The sequence below is a fragment of the Burkholderia sp. Ed8 genome (genome assembly GCF_040761425.1).
Taxonomy (GTDB): domain Bacteria; phylum Pseudomonadota; class Gammaproteobacteria; order Burkholderiales; family Burkholderiaceae; genus Burkholderia; species Burkholderia seminalis.
In genome coordinates, this window is sequence record NZ_CP142889.1 from 199,941 (window position 1) to 216,788 (window position 16,848).

Below are 16,848 nucleotides of genomic sequence, written 5' to 3' on the forward strand. Positions count from 1 at the left end.
AGTCAACATGGATCTACGCATTCACGGCGAGTCGGATCGCGCGCTCGCGCCGTCGTTTCGAAAGGTGCTCGTTCCCTGGGCGGTCCAGGGCGGACTCAACCCGCCGGTCATCACGCATGCGCAGGGATGCTACTTCCACGATGCGAACGGCAAGCGCTATCTGGACCTCACCAGCGGTTATGTCGCGGTGTCGTTGGGCCATGGCCATCCGAAGGTCGTCCAGGCGATCCAGGCACAGGCCGAGCGCATGTGCTGGGTCGCATCCAGCTACTTCAACGACGTGCGTGCCGAATACGCTGGACTCCTGAACAGTGTTTCGCCGTGGCCGGAAGGACTGCGTGTGCATTTCACGTGCGGCGGAGCCGAGGCGAACGATGACGCGGTGAAGATCGCCCGGCTGGTGACAGGCAGGCCCAAGGTGCTGACTGCCCATCGGTCGTATCACGGCAGCACCATCGGCGCGAGCGCGATGACGGGCGTGGACCGCTGGCGCGATCCTTTCCCGGCGCTCCCGGGCATGGTGAAGTTCTTTGCACCGTATCCGTACCGCAGCCCCTTTTACGCGTCGGATCCGGTCGAGGAGACGCGCCGTGCCCTCGATCACCTTGCGCGCGTCCTGTCGCACGAAGGCGCGCAAAACGTCGCCGCGATCCTGATGGAGCCGATGACCGGGTCCAGCGGTGTGGTCGTCTACCCACCGGGCTACCTCGAAGGCGTTCGCAACCTGTGCGACCGGCACGGCATCCTGCTGATCTTCGACGAGATCATGACGGGCTTCGGGCGCACGGGGGCATTGTTCTGCGCCGAGCGTGTCGGCGTATTGCCGGACCTGATTTCGTTCGCCAAGGGGGCCAGCTTCTTCGTATACACCCCTCGGCGGTGTCCTGGTGCGCGAAGGCGTGGCCCGCCACTTCGATACCGAACTCTTCGACGTGGGCCACACGCACGCGGGCCACGTGCTGGCGGTCGCCGGCGGGCTCGCCGCGCTGAAGGTCTATCTGGAAGAGGGTTTGTTCGACCGGGCGCGCGAGATCGAAGGCTGGTTGCGCGACGGTCTCGGCGATCTCGCAGACCGTCATCCGTCGATCGGGGACGTGCGGGGCATGGGCGCCCAGTTCGGCATCGAGCTGGTGCGCGACCGGGACACGCGCGAGCCGCTCGTCGAGTGGCACCACCCGGCGGGATCGGCGCCGATGCGGGCGTTCTATGGCGAGCTGCTGAAGCGCGGCGTCCACGCGTACGGGCGCTACAACGTGGTGATCGTGACGCCGCCGCTGGTCATCTCGCGCACGGAGCTGAACGAGGGGCTGGACGCGCTCGACGCGGCGCTGACGGTGCTGGAGGCTGCCCGATGAGCGACGAGGACATCCTGTATCGCGAGGCGCGCGGCGTGGCGACCGTCACGATCGACCGCCCGTCGGTGTACAACGCGTTCCGGGCCAGGACGGTCGAGGATCGCCGTCGAAACGGGCGGCGTGCGTGGTGAGCTCACCCACCCGTCACCGGCGGAAAGAACGCGACCTCGCTATCCTCCCGCACGACGAATTCCCCGGTCACCATTTCGAGGTTCACGGCGGCCCGCACGGGGCGGTCCATCCGCAGTGCGTCCGCGCTGCGCGCGTCGCGCGCGGCCAGCGTGCCGCGCAGCGCGTCGACGGTGAGTTCGCGCGCATCGATCTCGACGGTTTCCTCGTCGAGCGCCAGTTGTTCGCGAATGCTTGCGAAATATTTGATCTTCAGTTTCATTGCGATGTCTCGAGCAGGAGCGGCGGAATCGGAAAGCGCGAAGCGGACGCGGTCAGCCCCAGCGCCGCATCGCGTGGTCGTCGTGGGCCTTCGCCTCGACCCAGCCGGATTCGCCGTCGTGCCGGATCTCCTTCTTCCAGAACGGTGCGTGGGTTTTCAGGAAATCCATCAGGAATTCGCACGCGTCGAACGCGGATGCGCGATGCGCGGCGGCCACGACGACCAGCACGACCGGCTGGCCGAGCGGAATGCGGCCGACGCGGTGCACGATCCTGACCGCTTCGAGCCGCCAGCGTGCCGTGGCCTCCTCGACGATGCTCCACAGTGCCTGCTCGGTCATCGTCGGGTAGTGCTCGACTTCCAGCGCGACGACGTCGTCGACGTCGCCTTCCTTGCGCACGACCCCGAGAAAATTCACGACCGCCCCGACATTCGGATTGCGAACGATCGGTGCAAGCTCCGCGCCCGCGTCGATCGGCGCATGCTGCACGCGTACTTCGAAGCCGGCGGCAATGGCGGGCGCCGGTTCGGGAGGCGGATCGGTCGCGTCGGCGGGCGGCGGGGCGCTGCCGGCTGGCAGCGGATCGTCCGGCAGCCCGGCGCGGGATTCGGTGAAGGTCGTCATGACAGGTTCTCCAGTGGGCGGCGCATCCTGTATCGCGCGGCGGCCCGTCAGCCGCCGACGAGCGACATGCGCACGGTCGGATAGGTCTTGCCCGGCGCGCGGGCCGGCCGCGCGGCCCGGTGCTCGGAATAGCGGTCGTCGCGCCGCGTCCAGCGATCGCGCACGGCGGCCGCGAGGTCGGCGGTCGATGCCGCATCGTCGAGCCACGGCCGCAGGTCGGTGCCCTGCGTCGCGAACAGGCACGTATAGAGCTGCCCGTCGGCGGACACGCGGGCGCGCGAGCAGGTGCCGCAGAACGGATGCGACACGCTCGCGATGAAGCCGACTTCGCCCGCACCGTCGATGTGCGCGCAACGGATCGCGGTCGCGTCGTGCCCCGGTTCGCCGACGAGCACGAGCGGATAGTGTTGTTCGATCAGTTCGCGCATGCGCGCGGCCGGCACGACCTTGTCGCCGGACCAGAAGCTCGCGCCGCCGACGTCCATGTATTCGATGAAGCGCACGGCCACGCCCGACTGCCGGAAGTGGCGCACGAGCGGCAGGATCTGGTCGTCGTTCACGCCGCGCTCGATCACCGCGTTGACCTTGACCGGCGCGAGCCCGGCAGCATGCGCGGCTTCGATGCCGGCCAGCACGCGCGACACGGGCACGTCGGCGTCGCTCATCCGGCGGAATACGGCGTCGTCGAGCGCGTCGAGGCTCACGGTCACGCGCGACAATCCGGCGTCGCGCAGCGCGCGTGCCTTCGCGGTGAGCAGCGAACCGTTGGTCGTCAGCGCGATTTCGACGGGATTGCCGTCGACGGTCGTCAGCGCGGCGAGCCGTTCGATCAGTGCCTCGAGGTTGCGGCGCAGCAGCGGCTCGCCGCCCGTGATGCGGATCTTCTCGACGCCGAGCGACGTGAACGCACGTGCGATCTTTTCCAGTTGCGCGAACGACAGGCGCTCGGACGACGGCATGAACGCATAGTCCGAACCGAAGCTTTCGCGCGGCATGCAGTAGCCGCAGCGGAAGTTGCATTGGTCGATCACGGACAGGCGCAGGTCGCGCAGCGGGCGTCCGAGCGTGTCGGACGGGCGGGGAAAGGCGCCGGGCGCTGCGCCGCCGGATGATGCGGCGGCGGCCGGCGCGGCTGAAACGATGGCGTTCACGATCGGTTCGTCGGCCTGCATGAAGTAAGCGGAGGGGCGTCGCCGGTCGGCCGTGCGTGTACCGACGTGTCGGCGCACAGGTCGTGACGAGCCTCAGCGTGAGCATAGTCCGCCGGGTTGGGCCGGCAGAGGCACAATCGCGCCCGAATTGCAGGAATACAGTTCGCCGTGCGGCGGGCGCGGCGCATGGGTCGCATCGGGCGCGTGATGGGCGTCGCGCTCATGCGAGCCACGGCGCGAATTCGTAATACGGTACCGCGTCGCCGCGCGCGATGGCCCGCCCGGCCGGCAGCCGTGCGAGCCCGCTCGCCTGCACGAGCGACTGCAGCGTGCCGGCGCCTTGCTGGCGCAGCGTATCGAGCACGGGCGCGCCAGCGGCACCGACCGTGCAGCGCACCCGTACGAAGCGTTCGCGCTGCGCATCCGGCTCGAAGTCCGTGTCGATCGGCAGCGCCGGCACGGCCTGCAGGCGCGCGTCGCGCCCCTGCAGGCAGCGGATCAGCGGCGCGACGAACAGCGCGAACGCGGTCATGGCAGCCCCCGGATTGCCGGGCAGCAGCACCACGGGCCGCGTGTCGAGCCGCGCGAGCGCGACCGGCTTGCCGGGCTTCATCCGCACACCGGTGACGATGAACGATGCGTCGAGCGCGGTCAGTGCGGGGCGCAGCAGATCCTTGTCGCCGACCGATGCGCCGCCGACGCAGATCACCAGGTCGCAACCCGCATGCAGGTCGCGCAACGCACGATCGACGGCCGCCGCCGTATCGGCCGCATGCACGTTCATCGCGACGCGGGCACCGGTGCCCGACACGAGTGCGGCGAGCATCGGCGCATTGCTGTTGTAGATCTGCTGCGGCGCGCGCGGCTGGCCGCATGCGACGAGTTCGTCGCCGGTCGTCAGGAGGCCGACGCGCAGCGCCGGGCGCACATCGATGCGCGCGAAACCTTGTGCGGCCGCCACGCCGACGTGCATCGCGCCCAGCCGCGCGCCGGCCGGCACCAGCAGGTCGCCGGTACGCACTTCCTCGCCCCGGCGGCGGATGTGCGATCCGGTGCGCGGCGGGGCATCGAACGCGACCCAGCCGTCCCGTTCGTGCGCGTGCTCCTGCATCACGACGGTGTCGGCGCCGGGCGGGATCAGGCTGCCGGTGAAGACGCGCGCAGCCGTGCGGGCGGCCAGCGGCATCGGCGTGTCGCCCGCATAGCAGCGTTGCGCGACGCGCAGCGGCTCGCCAGGCGAGACGTCCGCGCGACGCACGGCATAACCGTCCATCGCGCTCTGGTCGGCCGGCGGCTGGTCGAGCACGGCGGTCAGCGGCGCGGCCAGCACATGGCCGGCCGCTTCGGCGACCGGCAGCGAGGCGCTCGCCGCAAGCGGCGCAAATGCGCCGGCGAATTGCTGCTGCGCGGTATCGAAATCGAACAGGTGTTTCATGACGAGTGGGCCGGGTGCGCGGGCGCAAGCGCCGGTTGATCGGGGTGAACGGCGTCGGGCGACACGTATTCGACGAAGCCGTCGTTGCGGCAGAAGCCGAGCAGGCGCACGCCGGCTTCGCGAGCGACGTCGATCGCCAGCGACGTCGGCGCCGAGATCGTCGCGATCATCGGGATGCCGACCCGCGCGGCCTTGCGTACCAGCTCGTAACTCGCGCGGCTCGACAGGAACACGAAACCCGCGCCAAGGTCGGCGCGGCGCCGCGCGAGATGCCCGATCAGCTTGTCGAGCGCGTTGTGGCGGCCGACGTCCTCGAACACGGCGCGCACGGCGCCGTCGCGGTCGCACCACGCGGCCGCGTGGATGCCGCCCGTCTCGCGCATCAGCGTCTGGTGGGCCGGCAGCGTGCGCGCGGCGCGTGCAATCGCGTCGGCGCCGATGCCGGCAGCCGCGCCGGCGGCCGCGATGCGCGGCGGGTGCAGGTCGAGCTGCGCGATGCTTTCGATCCCGCAGACGCCGCAACCGGTGCGGCCGGCCAGCGCGCGCCGGTGCGCCTTCAGCGCCATGAACGCCTGCTGCGACACGGTGAGCCGCACCTCGGCGCTGCCGGGGCGGCATTCGCTCTCGATGTCGAAGACGTCCGACGCACGCTCGACGATGCCTTCGCTCAGCGCGAAGCCGAGGCCGAATGCATCGAGGTCGATCGGCGTCGCCATCATGACCGTGTGCGAGATGCCGTTGAACACGAGTGCAACCGGCGTTTCGTCGACGACGCGATCGACGGTGTCGCGCGTTTCGCCGGCACGATGGCGCGTCACCTGACACGCGGTGCTGCCGGTCGGATCGTCGATGGGGGGGCGGGACGCCATGCGGGTTTCTCCAGTCGGATCGGCCGGCGTGTACGCCGGACGACGGAAATCGGTGCTGCCGGGCGGGCGCCGGGGGCGGCGCACTATCGCGTCGGGCAGGCGTTGCATAACATGTTAAGTGGAGTGAACAGCGCGCCGGAGATACAGCGCCGCCACGCGGAAAGCAGTACAGCTGACCATCCCGCAGGCACGAAATGTGTTTTCCGTGCACACATCTTCGGCGACGGAAGCAGCACAGTTTCAGCGCACGTTCGAGTGATTGCGAGTATCGTGGCAAACGCGATATCGTCACTCACGCTTCGATGCCGTGCGAGGGTCCGTTGACGTTCGCATGTGTAGTCGCCAAGCCGTCGCGCGATTTCCTGCTTCGGGCGTACGTCCTCACAACCACGAGCAAATTACGGTCATGGAAATCTTCGATGCATTCCATCTCGCCCGATTGCAATTCGCATTCACGGTGTCGTTCCACATCGTGTTTCCCGCGATCAGCATCGGCATGGCGAGCTTCCTGGCGGTGCTGGAATGGCGTTATCTCGTCACCGGCGACGCCGCCTACAAATCCATGTTCCAGTTCTGGTCGAAGATCTTCGCGATCGGCTTCGGGATGGGCGTGGTCTCCGGCGTCGTGATGGCGTACGAGTTCGGCACCAACTGGGCCGGCTTTTCGCGCGTCGCGGGCAACATCACGGGGCCGCTGCTCACGTATGAAGTGCTGACTGCGTTCTTCCTCGAGGCCGGCTTCCTCGGCGTGATGCTGTTCGGCTGGCAGCGCGTCAGCCCGCGTGCGCACTTCTTCGCGACGCTGATGGTCGCGGTCGGTACGTTGATCTCGACGTTCTGGATCCTCGCGTCGAACAGCTTCATGCAGACGCCGCAGGGCTACAAGATCGAGAACGGCCTGGTCGTGCCGGTCGACTGGTTCAAGATCGTCTTTAACCCGTCGTTCCCGTACCGTCTCGTGCACATGACGATCGCGGCGTTCATCGTCGCGGGTTTCATCGTCGCCGCGTGCGGCGCGTGGCACCTGCTGAAGGGCCGTCGCGACGAGCCGGTGAAGCGCAGCTTCTCGATGGCGCTGTGGATGCTGCTGGTGCTCGCGCCGATCCAGATCGTCGTCGGCGACGCGCACGGGCTGAACACGCGCGAATACCAGCCGGCGAAGATCGCCGCGATCGAGGGGCTGTGGGAAACCGAGAAGGGCGGCACCGCGCTGAACCTCGTCGGGCTGCCCGACATGCAGGCCGAAACCACGCGCTATGCGATCCAGGTGCCGCACCTCGGCAGCCTGATCCTCACGCACAGCTGGGATGGCGAGATTCGCGGGCTGAAGGAATTCCCGCCGCAGGACCGCCCGTATTCGCCGATCATCTTCTGGACGTTCCGGATCATGGCCGGCCTCGGGATGCTGATGCTGCTCACCGCGCTGCTCGGGCTGCTGTTGAGAAAGGGCGGGCGCCTCTATGAGACGCGCTGGTTCCAGTGGTTCGTGGTGGCGATGGGGCCGTCGGGCATCGTCGCGCTGCTGGCCGGCTGGATCACGACCGAGGTCGGCCGGCAGCCGTGGACGGTGTACGGCGTGCTGCGCACCATCGATTCGGTCGCGCCGCTGAGCGCGCAGCAGGTCGGCGTGTCGTTGCTGATCTTCGTGGTCGTCTATTTCCTGGTATTCGGGACGGGTATCTACTACATGATGAAACTGATGAGGCGCGGGCCGGCCGCCCAGGCCGGGTACATCGAGCTGCACCGGCATCCGGGGCTGCGCAAGAGCGCGCTGTCCACGCCGCTGAACGTCACCGAAGCGGAGTAAGCCATGCACATCGATCTTCCTGTCGTGTGGGCCGCGATCATCGGCCTCGGCGTATTCATCTACGTGATGCTGGACGGTTTCGATCTCGGGATCGGCCTGCTGTTTCCGTTCTTCGACGCGAAGGCCGAGCGCCAGGTGATGCTCGACACCGTCGCGCCGGTGTGGGACGGCAACGAGACGTTCCTCGTGCTCGGCGGCGCGGGCCTCTATGGCGCGTTCCCGGTCGTGTATTCGACGCTGCTGCCGGCGAACTACCTGCCGCTGGTGCTGATGCTGGTCGGCCTGATTTTCCGGGGCGCGGCGTTCGAGCTGCGCGCGAAGGCCACCCGCACGCAGCACATGTGGGATCTCGCGTTTATCGGCGGCTCGGCGCTCGCCGCGTTCTGCCAGGGGATCGTGCTCGGTTCGCTGCTGCAGGGCATCAAGATCGAGAACAACCAGTTCGCGGGCGGGCCGTTCGACTGGCTGTCGCCGTTCAGCCTGCTGTGCGGGATCGGCGTGCTCGTCACGTATGCGACGCTCGGCTGCGGCTGGCTGATCCTGAAGGTCGATGGCGAGCTGCAGCGCAAGATGCGGCTGCTGATGAAGCCGCTCGCGGGCGTGCTGCTCGTCGTGATGGGCGTGGTGAGCCTGTGGACCGTGATCGGGCTGCCGGCCGTCGCGCACCGCTGGTTCGGCAGCGGCAACCTCGTCTGGTTCCTGCCGGTACCGGTTCTCGTCGTCGCATGCGTGTGGGGCATCTTCCACACGGTGAAGCGTGCGCACGAGGCCACGCCGTTCCTGCTGACGCTCGCGCTCGTGTTCCTCGGCTACACGGGGCTCGTGATCAGCATCTGGCCGAACATCGTGCCGCCGTCGTTGACGATCTGGGACGCGTCGTCGAGCCATTCGAGCCAGCTGTTCGCGCTCGTCGGCACCGTGATCGTGCTGCCGATCATCCTCGTGTACAACGCGATGCAATACCGCGTGTTCCGCGGCAAGGTGCGCGAGGGCGACATCGGTTATCACTGAGCGGCATGCGAGGTGACGGGGCGCGGCGTGCGCGTATCATCACGCGCAGCGCGGCGCCCGGCACGGCATCCGACGGAAAGCGGCCCGCCATGCGCGGGCCGCTGCGCATCGGGTGCGGGCGCAACGGGTTGCGTATTCCTTTGGCAGTCGAGAAAACATCATGATCGTCCGACCACGACAGAACTGGCTCAGGATGCTGTTCGTATGGAACGGCTCCGTGCTCCAATCGATCATTCCGCAGCTCGTGTTCATGGCGATCGTCAGCACGCTGGCGGTCTTCACGAACGGGCGCATCTTCGGCGAGAAGATTCCGCTCAACACCGCGCCGTTTACGCTGTTCGGGCTCGCGCTCGCGATCTTCCTCGGGTTTCGCAACAACGCGAGCTTCGAGCGTTTCAAGGAGGCGCGGCATCTGTGGGGCAACCTGCTGATCGCCGCGCGCGCCGTGACGTCGCAACTGCATCGCTACCTGCCCGACGGCGTGAGCGACGCGGAGCGCAACCGGCTTGCCGACCTGCTGATCGCGCTTGCGTATGCGCTGAAGCATCAATTGCGTCATACCGACCCGACCGCGGACCTGCTGCGCATTCTCGGGGCGGAGCGCACGGCCGCGCTCGGCGGCAAATGCTACAAGCCGGTCGCGATCCTCGACGAACTGCGCGGCGGCATCGTTCGTGCGCTGGGCCCCGCGGCCGGCAGCGGCACGACCTGCTGGATGTTCGAGACGCAACTCGACGAGCTCGGCAAGTCGGTGGGCGGTTGCGAGCGCATCCTGTCGACGCCGATCCCGTTTTCATACAGCGTGCTGCTGCATCGCACCGTCTATGCGTATTGCGTGCTGCTGCCGTTCGGGCTCGTCGATTCGACGGAGTTCTTCACGCCGCTGATCTGCGTGTTCATTGCCTACACGCTGATCGCGCTCGAAGCGATCGCGAACGAAGTGGCCGAACCGTTCGGCCTTGCGCCGAATGCGCTCGCGCTCGACGCGATCACGCGCACGATCGAGCGGTCGGTGCTGGAACTCGGGGATCGGCCGATGCCGGAGGAGTTCGTGCCGGCGTCGACGTATCAGATCACGTAGGGAGCGTGGTCGGTAGTGTAGTCGTCGGTAAGGTTGATCGGTCCGACCGGGAGGGGTTGTGTAGACTCGTGCTCGTTCAATGGAGCCTACACCATGCAACTGCTTGATCACGTGTCGATCGGCGTTCCGGACATCGACCTGGCACGCCCCTTCTACGATGGCGTCATGACTGCGCTGGGCGCGACCAAGGTCTATGACCGGCCCAATGCGCTCGGCTATGGCGAACGTTGCAGCGCGAACGACCCTGCATCGACTTTTCTGGCGGTGTATCTGGATCCCGCCGAAATCGGGACGAGCAAGCGGCACTGGTGTTTCAAGGCCGCGTCCCGCGAGCAGGTGCATGCGTTCTTCGAGGCTGGCCTTGCCACGGGCGGCCAGTCCGACGGCGACCCCGGATTGCGGCCGCACTACCACGGCGACTACTACGCGGCCTTTCTGGTCGATCCGGCCGGCAACCGGGTCGAGGCCGTGTGTCATGCGGCGGTGCCGGCGCGCGAGCGGCCGTGACGGCGCTGCTCAATCGAAATACGTGAGCTCCATCGCGCGCTTCACCTCCGCGATCGTTGCACCCGCCACTTCCCGTGCGTGCAGCGTGCCGCGCTTCAGCGTCGCCATCACCTCGGCCTTGTCGGCCTCGAACTCGCGACGGCGCGCGCGGATCGGCTCGATCAACGCCTGCAGCCGCTCGTTCAGCACGCGCTTGACGACGCTGTCGCCGAGGCCGCCGCGGCGATAGTGGGCCTTCAGTTCGTCGACCTTCGCGACGTCCGGCTCGAACGCATCGAGGAACGTGAACACGACGTTGCCCTCGACCTGGCCGGGATCGCTCACGCGCAGGTGGTTCGGATCGGTGTACATGTCCTTCACGGCCTGCGCGATCTCGTCCGGCGTCGAGCCGAGCGTGATCGCATTGCCGAGCGACTTGCTCATCTTAGGTCCTGTTCACATTCTCACCAGCGGTCCAAAGGCGCAAGCAAGCACCGCGAAGGCGAGATAGTTACCGGCGAGCTTGTCGTAACGAGTGGAGACACGACGAAAATGTTTGATGCGATTGAAGAAGCGTTCGACGATGTTCCGAGTTCGATACAGCACGCGGCTGTACCGACGTTTGGTCTTTCGATTCGAACGCGGCGGGATAACGGCCTTCGCGCGCGTAGCGCGGATGGTGTTCACGAAGGCGTCCGAGTCGTAACCTTTGTCAGCAATCACGGCGCCCGTGCGCAGATGCTCGACCAATTCGTGCGCACACGAAATGTCCGAGACCTGTCCTTGCGTGACAATCATTCGCAGCGGCCGCCCGGCTTCATCAACGGCCAGATGCAACTTGGTCGTCAATCCTCCTCGTGAGCGGCCGAGCGCTTGCGGGCCGCTTTTTTCGGGCGCCTGCCGAATGCTGGTGTGCTCGCACGATGGTCGAGTCGATCAGCACGCGTTTGATTTCCGTCTCGTCGGATACCGCATGTGCCACGCGTTCCCACACGCCTTTGCGACGCCACCGGGAGAAGCGCATGTACACCGTATGCCATCGGCCGAATTCCTTCGGCAAGTCGCGCCACGGACAACCCGTGCGGCCGATCCAGAGAACGGCCTCGACAAACCACCGATTGTCGGCTGCCGTTCGCCCCGGGTCGCCTTCCTTGCCTGGCAGGACATACTCGATTCGTGCCCATACCTCGTCGCTCAGTAATGTTCGGACCATCTTGCCTTGATCGTGCAAAAAACAAGATGTAAACACATTTCATCGAATGTAAACAGACCCTAGCCTTGCCGTCGATGCCCGGCAGCCGCGTGACCGACGACAGCACGGCCTCGCATTCGACCAGCACCGGCTGCTCGACGGTCGCGTTGAAGCGGCGCACGAGTTCGTTGGTCTGTTCGATCATCGGCAACTGATCGTCGCCGACCGGCACGTGCGTCGCCTTGAACGCGGTGATGTCGGCTGCCTGGCTCACCGGGTAGGTCAGGAAACCGGCGGGGATGTCGCGCTCGAACCCGCGCAGGCGGATCTCTTCCTTGATGGTCGGATTGCGTTCGAGGCGCGCGACCGTGACGAGGTTGAGCAGGTATTGCGACAGCTCGGCGAGTTCGGGCACCTGCGACTGCACGACGATCGTCGAGACCGCAGGGTCGATACCGACGGCGAGGTAGTCGAGCGCGACCTCGATCACGTTCTCGGTGACGCGCTGGCGGCGGCCCATGTTGTCGGTCAGCGCCTGCGTATCGGCGAGCAGCAGGAATTGCTTCGCTTCGTGCTGCATCTGCACGCGCGCGCGTAGCGAGCCGATGTAGTGGCCGAGATGCAGCGGGCCGGTCGTGCGGTCGCCGGTGAGGATGGTCGGGCGGGTGGGTTGCGTCATGGTCGTCGTTGGCTCCGGGTTGTCGAAGGCGCCAGCCATGATGTCGGTGCGGTGCAGAAACGCAAATGCCGCCATGGCTGGCGGCATCACGTTTGGGACGTGCAAAAGGAAACGGGCCGCCTGGGTCAGGCGCGCCACCAGCAATGCACGATCGGCGAGGCGGGTTGGGTTTCCATCGCGCGAGTATAGCGTAGTGCGCGGCCGGGCGTGCGCGTCAGCGGATCATCGACTCCATCGCGAGGTACGCGGTTTCGGCGGACGGCCACAGCAGGTACAGCAGGCCGACCATCAGCAGCCACGCGCCGGCGCGGACGAGCGGTGTGCGGTCTTTGTCGCGCCGCGGGGCAGGGCGGGTGGGCGGGTTCGAATTTTTCATGCTTGCAGGCGCGGGGTGCGCCACTCCAACGGTTACTGCAACGGGTCGCGCGGGGCGACGCCGGGGTGTTGCGGGGTTCTACGGGGCTGGGTGCCGTCTGAGACACCAAGTCGCCGAGGGTGCGTTGGCGAGGTTAGCCGGTCGTGGGACATAAAAGGGAACGATCGAGTGTCGCGTATCCGCTTCCATGCCGATGTGACGCGCATGCTACCAGTTCGACGATGCGGACACAGTCAAGAATTGTCGGGCGGCTCGATCGGCTCTCCGTCGGTCCGGCGAGGCAGACTATCGCCGCGGGCTCACGGAGCTCGAGCAGCGGGTCGAGCTTGCCCGTGGATACGCCGTCGCAAGCGTGAATCGTGAGTGGGTGACGCTGTACTGGCGGATCGGTGGCGACGCTTTCGAACACCAGGAACGACAAGGGTGGGGCGAAGGTCATCGATCGGCTGGCGCAGGACCCGAAGGCTGCGTTTCCCGACATGCGGAGATTCTGCCCGCGCAACCTGAACGACGTATGGGCTCTGCTGCAAGCGTGGTCATCGTCGGTACCTCCATCGCTCCCGCCCCAGCTTTTTTCTCGTCAACACCAACAAAAAACATCATTTCGCGCCAGGCGGCCTGTCCGCAGAATGTCTCCATTCCCACTCGCCCGACAGCACGAACGTCGCAGCGAGCCGCACGTCAGAAGCTGAAGGAGACAGCCGTGGCAGTCGAAACAACCTCAATCGATACGCTCGTCGTCGGCGCCGGGCAGGCCGGCGTGGCCATGAGCGAGCATCTGGGCAAGCTGGGCGTGCCCCATCTCGTGCTGGAGCGCAGCCGCATCGCCGAGCGCTGGCGCACCGGGCGTTGGGATTCACTGGTCGCGAACGGCCCCGCGTGGCACGACCGTTTCCCGGGGCTCGAATTCGACGGCCTCGATCCCGATGCGTTCGCATCGAAAGACCAGGTCGCCGATTACTTCGAAGCGTATGCGCGCAAGTTCAACGCGCCGATCCGCACGGGCGTCGACGTGACGAACGTCGTGCGCAACACCGGCAAGCCGGGCTTCGTCGTCGAGACGTCCGACGGCACGATCGAGGCGAACCGCGTGGTCGTCGCGACGGGGCCGTTCCAGCGCCCGGTCGTTCCGCCGATCGCGCCGGACGATGCGCGCCTCGTGCAGATCCATTCCGCCGACTATCGCAATCCGGGCCAGCTTCCGGACGGCGCGGTGCTGGTGGTCGGCGCCGGCTCGTCGGGCGTGCAGATCGCCGACGAGCTGCAGCGCGCGGGTCGGCAGGTGTATCTGTCGGTCGGGCCGCACGATCGCCCGCCGCGCGCATATCGCGGCCGCGACTTCTGCTGGTGGCTCGGCGTGCTCGGCGAATGGGACAAGGAAGTCGCGACGCCCGGCCGCGAACACGTGACGATCGCGGTGAGCGGGGCGCGCGGCGGCCACACGGTCGATTTCCGCGCGCTCGCGAACCAGGGCGTGACGCTCGTCGGGCTGACGAAGTCGTTCGACGGTGGCGTGGCCGTGTTCGAACGCGATCTCGCGGTCAATCTCGCCCGCGGCGACGAGAACTACCTGTCGCTGCTCGACGCGGCCGATGCCTACGCGGCACGCAACGGCCTCGACCTGCCGGAAGAGCCGGAAGCGCGGCGCATCCTGCCGAACCCCGACTGCGTCGCGCATCCGATCCTCGCGCTCGATCTCGCCGGCGCGGGCGTCACGTCGATCGTCTGGGCGACTGGCTACGCAGTCGACTACGGTTGGCTCAACGTCGACGCGTTCGCGCCGAACGGCAAGCCGCAGCACCAGCGCGGCGTGTCGAAGGAGCCCGGCATCTATTTCCTCGGGTTGCCGTGGCTGTCGCGGCGCGGCTCCAGCTTCATCTGGGGCGTGTGGCACGACGCGAAACACATCGCCGATCACATCGTCACGCAACGCAAGTACCTCGCGTACCACGATGCGTCGCAGCGTCGCGTGGCAGCCCAGCAGGCACCGGCCGACGCGCGCCCGCTCGCCGAAGCGACGAACTGACCACCTGACGGACCGACACGCATCCGCTGCGCCGCGGCCGCTTCCGGCGCGGCGGGCGTACCCACCGACACTCGAAGGACCTCGATGAGCCAGCCTACCCATACGCGTATCCGCATGTTCAACACCAAGGATACCTACCCGAACCAGACGCTCGACAACGACCTGTGCCAGGCCGTGCGCGCCGGCAACACCGTCTACGTGCGCGGCCAGGTCGGCACCGATTTCGACGGCAACCTGATCGGTCTCGGCGATCCGCGCGCGCAGGCCGAGCAGGCGATGAAGAACGTCAAGCAGCTGCTGGAGGAAGCCGGCAGCGACCTCACGCATATCGTGAAGACGACGACCTACCTGATCGATCCGCGTTATCGCGAACCGGTGTACCAGGAAGTCGGCAAGTGGCTGAAGGGCGTCTATCCGATCTCGACGGGGCTCGTCGTCTCGGCGCTCGGCCAGCCGCAATGGCTGATGGAGATCGACGTGATCGCGGTGGTCCCCGACAACTGGCAGCCGAACCGCGCATAGGAGGCGACATGACTTTCTCCATCGTCGGGCGCTGCCCGGAGACAGGCCAGCTCGGGATCGCGATCAGTTCGTCGAGCATCGCGGTGGGCGCGCGCTGCCCGTGGGTGCGCGCGGGCGTGGGCGCCGTCGCGACGCAGAACATCACGCTGCCGGCGCTCGGGCCGCAGATTCTCGATCTGATCGAGCACGACCAGCTTGCGCCGGCCGCGGCGCTCGACCGCGCGCTCAGCGCGAACGGCTGGAGCCAGTACCGGCAGGTCACGGTGATCGACGGGCAGGGGCAGACGGCGTGTTTCACCGGCAAGGAAGCGCTCGGCACCCATCACGCGGTGCAGGGCGAGCAGTGCGTGGCGGCCGGCAACCTGCTGGCCGCGCCGGCCGTGATCGACGCGATGGCGCGGGCGTTCGAACAGGCGCACGGCCTGCTCGCCGATCGCCTGCTGGCCGCGATGCATGCCGCGATGGCGGCCGGCGGCGAAGCCGGTCCGGTACATTCGGCCGCGTTGAAGGTGGCCGGCGACGTGACCTGGCCGATCGTCGACCTGCGCGTCGACTGGGCCGATACCGATCCGATCGGGCAACTCGATGCGCTGTGGCGCGCGTATCGGCCGCAGATGCAGGACTACCAGACGCGCGCGCTGAACCCGACCGCCGCGCCGAGCTACGGAGTGCCGGGCGATGAGTGACACGTCGAGCCGTGCGCTGCTCGAACGGTTGATCGGCTTCGCCACGGTCAGCCGAGATTCGAACCTCGAGATGATCGGCTTCATCCGCGACCATCTCGCGGGTTTCGGCGTGGCGAGCGAGCTGTTCTACAACGCCGAGCGCACGAAGGCGAGCCTGTACGCGACGATCGGCCCGCGCGATCGCGGCGGCATCGCGCTGTCGGGTCACACCGACGTGGTGCCGGTCGAAGGGCAGGCGTGGACGGTCGAGCCGTTCCGGCTGACCGAGCGCGACGGCCGCCTGTATGGCCGCGGCACGGCCGACATGAAGGGCTTCATCGCGTCGGCACTCGCGGCCGTTCCGGCGTTCGTGTCGCGGCCTTTGAGCATGCCGGTGCATTTCGCGTTCTCCTATGACGAGGAAGTCGGTTGCCTCGGCGTGCGGCCGATGCTCGACGCGCTGGCCGCGCGCGAGCATCGGCCGCGGCTGTGCCTGATCGGCGAGCCGACCGAACTGAAGCCGGTGCTCGGTCACAAGGGCAAGCTCGCGATGCGTTGTCACGTGAAGGGCGCCGCGTGTCACTCGGCGTACGCCCCGTCGGGCGTCAACGCGATCGACTATGCGGCGAAGCTGATCGGCCGGCTCGGCGAGATCGGCGCGGCGCTCGCGCGACCCGAGCGGCACGACGGCCGTTTCGATCCGCCGTTCTCGACCGTGCAGACGGGACTGATCAAGGGCGGCCGCGCATTGAACATCGTGCCGGCCGAATGCGAGTTCGATTTCGAGGTGCGTGCGCTGCCGTATTTCGACGCGCACGACGTGCCGAGGACGCTGCAGGACTACGCGGAATCCGAGCTGTTGCCGAAGATGCGTGCGGTGCAGCCCGATACCGACATTCGCTTGCAGGCGCTGGGCGCGTATCCGGGGCTGGCCACCGCGCCGGACAGTGAAGCTGCGCGCCTGCTCGCGATGTTGAGCGGTTCCGACGCATTCGGCACGGTCGCGTTCGGCACCGAGGGCGGACTGTTCGGGCAGGCCGGCATTCCGACGGTGGTGTGCGGGCCCGGCAGCATGGACCAGGGGCACAAGCCCGACGAGTTCGTCACGCTCGAGCAACTTCACGGCTGCGACGCGATGCTGGGCCGCCTGGCCGCGCATCTTTCCTCGGCGGCCTGA

Annotated in this window: 16 protein-coding genes and 3 pseudogenes; 10 read left to right on the top strand and 9 right to left on the bottom strand. The window is 67.3% G+C overall.

The window, feature by feature from the left end:
• Positions 1-7: 7 nt before the first annotated feature.
• Both VXM69_RS35125 and VXM69_RS35130 read left to right on the top strand, forming a co-directional pair.
• Positions 8-1,355: pseudogene (locus tag VXM69_RS35125) on the top strand (aminotransferase class III-fold pyridoxal phosphate-dependent enzyme).
• On the top strand, positions 1,352-1,486 hold the full coding sequence (locus VXM69_RS35130; protein WP_264172389.1) for a hypothetical protein: 135 nt from the start codon (positions 1,352-1,354) through the stop codon (positions 1,484-1,486). Before VXM69_RS35125 ends, VXM69_RS35130 begins: the two are co-directional and overlap by 4 nt.
• A gap of 2 nt (positions 1,487-1,488) precedes the next feature.
• Here VXM69_RS35130 and moaD read toward each other — a convergent pair whose 3' ends face one another.
• The 5 genes from moaD to fdhD form a co-directional block, all read right to left on the bottom strand.
• Positions 1,489-1,746, bottom strand: coding sequence for a molybdopterin converting factor subunit 1 (gene moaD, locus VXM69_RS35135; RefSeq protein WP_034190508.1), 258 nt, complete (start codon positions 1,744-1,746; stop codon positions 1,489-1,491).
• A gap of 52 nt (positions 1,747-1,798) precedes the next feature.
• The gene (locus VXM69_RS35140) at positions 1,799-2,371 is read right to left on the bottom strand and encodes a molybdenum cofactor biosynthesis protein MoaE (RefSeq protein WP_034190507.1); all 573 of its coding nucleotides are present in this window, start codon (positions 2,369-2,371) and stop codon (positions 1,799-1,801) included.
• Between the two features lie 47 nt (positions 2,372-2,418).
• The gene (moaA, locus tag VXM69_RS35145; RefSeq protein ID WP_367190656.1) at positions 2,419-3,543 is read right to left on the bottom strand and encodes a GTP 3',8-cyclase MoaA; all 1,125 of its coding nucleotides are present in this window, start codon (positions 3,541-3,543) and stop codon (positions 2,419-2,421) included.
• 199 nt (positions 3,544-3,742) lie between these two features.
• Positions 3,743-4,957, bottom strand: coding sequence for a gephyrin-like molybdotransferase Glp (gene glp / locus VXM69_RS35150; protein ID WP_367190657.1), 1,215 nt, complete (start codon positions 4,955-4,957; stop codon positions 3,743-3,745).
• On the bottom strand, positions 4,954-5,826 hold the full coding sequence (gene fdhD / locus VXM69_RS35155) for a formate dehydrogenase accessory sulfurtransferase FdhD (RefSeq protein WP_059561282.1): 873 nt from the start codon (positions 5,824-5,826) through the stop codon (positions 4,954-4,956). The genes glp and fdhD overlap by 4 nt, the downstream gene beginning before the upstream one ends.
• A 406-nt stretch (positions 5,827-6,232) precedes the next feature.
• On the opposite strand from fdhD, the gene VXM69_RS35160 reads away from it, so the two are divergent.
• From VXM69_RS35160 to VXM69_RS35175, 4 genes are all read left to right on the top strand, one after another.
• A complete protein-coding gene (locus VXM69_RS35160; RefSeq protein ID WP_069705799.1) occupies positions 6,233-7,633 on the top strand; it encodes a cytochrome ubiquinol oxidase subunit I in 1,401 nt (466 codons plus the stop codon).
• 3 nt (positions 7,634-7,636) lie between these two features.
• Positions 7,637-8,644, top strand: coding sequence for a cytochrome d ubiquinol oxidase subunit II (gene cydB / locus VXM69_RS35165; protein ID WP_367190658.1), 1,008 nt, complete (start codon positions 7,637-7,639; stop codon positions 8,642-8,644).
• A 160-nt stretch (positions 8,645-8,804) separates the two neighbouring features.
• Positions 8,805-9,725 (top strand): bestrophin family protein, encoded by a 921-nt coding sequence (locus tag VXM69_RS35170; protein ID WP_124608192.1) that lies wholly within the window; start codon positions 8,805-8,807, stop codon positions 9,723-9,725.
• 93 nt (positions 9,726-9,818) lie between these two features.
• Positions 9,819-10,232 carry a VOC family protein gene (locus VXM69_RS35175; protein WP_124608193.1) on the top strand — a complete coding sequence of 138 codons (414 nt, stop codon included), beginning with the start codon at positions 9,819-9,821 and terminating at the stop codon, positions 10,230-10,232.
• Between the two features lie 9 nt (positions 10,233-10,241).
• Here VXM69_RS35175 and VXM69_RS35180 read toward each other — a convergent pair.
• From VXM69_RS35180 to VXM69_RS35195, 4 genes and pseudogenes are all read right to left on the bottom strand, one after another.
• Positions 10,242-10,658, bottom strand: a pseudogene (locus tag VXM69_RS35180) (tryptophan--tRNA ligase); the annotation flags it as partial.
• A 9-nt stretch (positions 10,659-10,667) separates the two neighbouring features.
• Positions 10,668-11,424, bottom strand: a protein-coding gene (locus VXM69_RS35185) for an IS5 family transposase (RefSeq protein WP_367190788.1) whose coding sequence is annotated in 2 segments (ribosomal slippage) — positions 10,668-11,103 and positions 11,102-11,424 — 759 coding nt in all. Because the reading frame shifts where the segments join, the coding sequence is not laid out codon by codon here.
• Between the two features lie 55 nt (positions 11,425-11,479).
• Positions 11,480-12,082, bottom strand: a pseudogene (locus tag VXM69_RS35190) (tryptophan--tRNA ligase); the annotation flags it as partial.
• Between the two features lie 214 nt (positions 12,083-12,296).
• Positions 12,297-12,458: a hypothetical protein gene (locus tag VXM69_RS35195; protein WP_175028498.1), complete on the bottom strand. Its 162-nt coding sequence runs from the start codon at positions 12,456-12,458 to the stop codon at positions 12,297-12,299.
• A 703-nt stretch (positions 12,459-13,161) separates the two neighbouring features.
• Here VXM69_RS35195 and VXM69_RS35200 point away from each other — a divergent pair.
• From VXM69_RS35200 to argE, 4 genes are all read left to right on the top strand, one after another.
• The gene (locus VXM69_RS35200; protein ID WP_226229509.1) at positions 13,162-14,484 is read left to right on the top strand and encodes an NAD(P)/FAD-dependent oxidoreductase; all 1,323 of its coding nucleotides are present in this window, start codon (positions 13,162-13,164) and stop codon (positions 14,482-14,484) included.
• 84 nt (positions 14,485-14,568) lie between these two features.
• On the top strand, positions 14,569-15,006 hold the full coding sequence (locus VXM69_RS35205; RefSeq protein WP_034190498.1) for a RidA family protein: 438 nt from the start codon (positions 14,569-14,571) through the stop codon (positions 15,004-15,006).
• 8 nt (positions 15,007-15,014) lie between these two features.
• On the top strand, positions 15,015-15,692 hold the full coding sequence (locus VXM69_RS35210) for a DUF1028 domain-containing protein (RefSeq protein WP_059561271.1): 678 nt from the start codon (positions 15,015-15,017) through the stop codon (positions 15,690-15,692).
• Positions 15,685-16,848 carry an acetylornithine deacetylase gene (gene argE / locus VXM69_RS35215; protein WP_367190659.1) on the top strand — a complete coding sequence of 388 codons (1,164 nt, stop codon included), beginning with the start codon at positions 15,685-15,687 and terminating at the stop codon, positions 16,846-16,848. Before VXM69_RS35210 ends, argE begins: the two co-directional genes overlap by 8 nt.

Excerpts from the sequence above, each read along its gene's own strand:
- argE (WP_367190659.1), top strand. The coding sequence starts at position 15,685 with ATGAGTGACACGTCGAGCCGTGCGCTGCTCGAACGGTTGATCGGCTTC.
- VXM69_RS35195 (WP_175028498.1), bottom strand. The coding sequence starts at position 12,458 with ATGAAAAATTCGAACCCGCCCACCCGCCCTGCCCCGCGGCGCGACAAA.
- moaA (WP_367190656.1), bottom strand. The coding sequence starts at position 3,543 with ATGCAGGCCGACGAACCGATCGTGAACGCCATCGTTTCAGCCGCGCCG.
- glp (WP_367190657.1), bottom strand. The coding sequence starts at position 4,957 with ATGAAACACCTGTTCGATTTCGATACCGCGCAGCAGCAATTCGCCGGC.
- fdhD (WP_059561282.1), bottom strand. The coding sequence starts at position 5,826 with ATGGCGTCCCGCCCCCCCATCGACGATCCGACCGGCAGCACCGCGTGT.
- VXM69_RS35130 (WP_264172389.1), top strand. The coding sequence starts at position 1,352 with ATGAGCGACGAGGACATCCTGTATCGCGAGGCGCGCGGCGTGGCGACC.
- VXM69_RS35210 (WP_059561271.1), top strand. The coding sequence starts at position 15,015 with ATGACTTTCTCCATCGTCGGGCGCTGCCCGGAGACAGGCCAGCTCGGG.
- moaD (WP_034190508.1), bottom strand. The coding sequence starts at position 1,746 with ATGAAACTGAAGATCAAATATTTCGCAAGCATTCGCGAACAACTGGCG.
- cydB (WP_367190658.1), top strand. The coding sequence starts at position 7,637 with ATGCACATCGATCTTCCTGTCGTGTGGGCCGCGATCATCGGCCTCGGC.
- VXM69_RS35140 (WP_034190507.1), bottom strand. The coding sequence starts at position 2,371 with ATGACGACCTTCACCGAATCCCGCGCCGGGCTGCCGGACGATCCGCTG.
- VXM69_RS35160 (WP_069705799.1), top strand. The coding sequence starts at position 6,233 with ATGGAAATCTTCGATGCATTCCATCTCGCCCGATTGCAATTCGCATTC.
- VXM69_RS35175 (WP_124608193.1), top strand. The coding sequence starts at position 9,819 with ATGCAACTGCTTGATCACGTGTCGATCGGCGTTCCGGACATCGACCTG.
- VXM69_RS35170 (WP_124608192.1), top strand. The coding sequence starts at position 8,805 with ATGATCGTCCGACCACGACAGAACTGGCTCAGGATGCTGTTCGTATGG.
- VXM69_RS35205 (WP_034190498.1), top strand. The coding sequence starts at position 14,569 with ATGAGCCAGCCTACCCATACGCGTATCCGCATGTTCAACACCAAGGAT.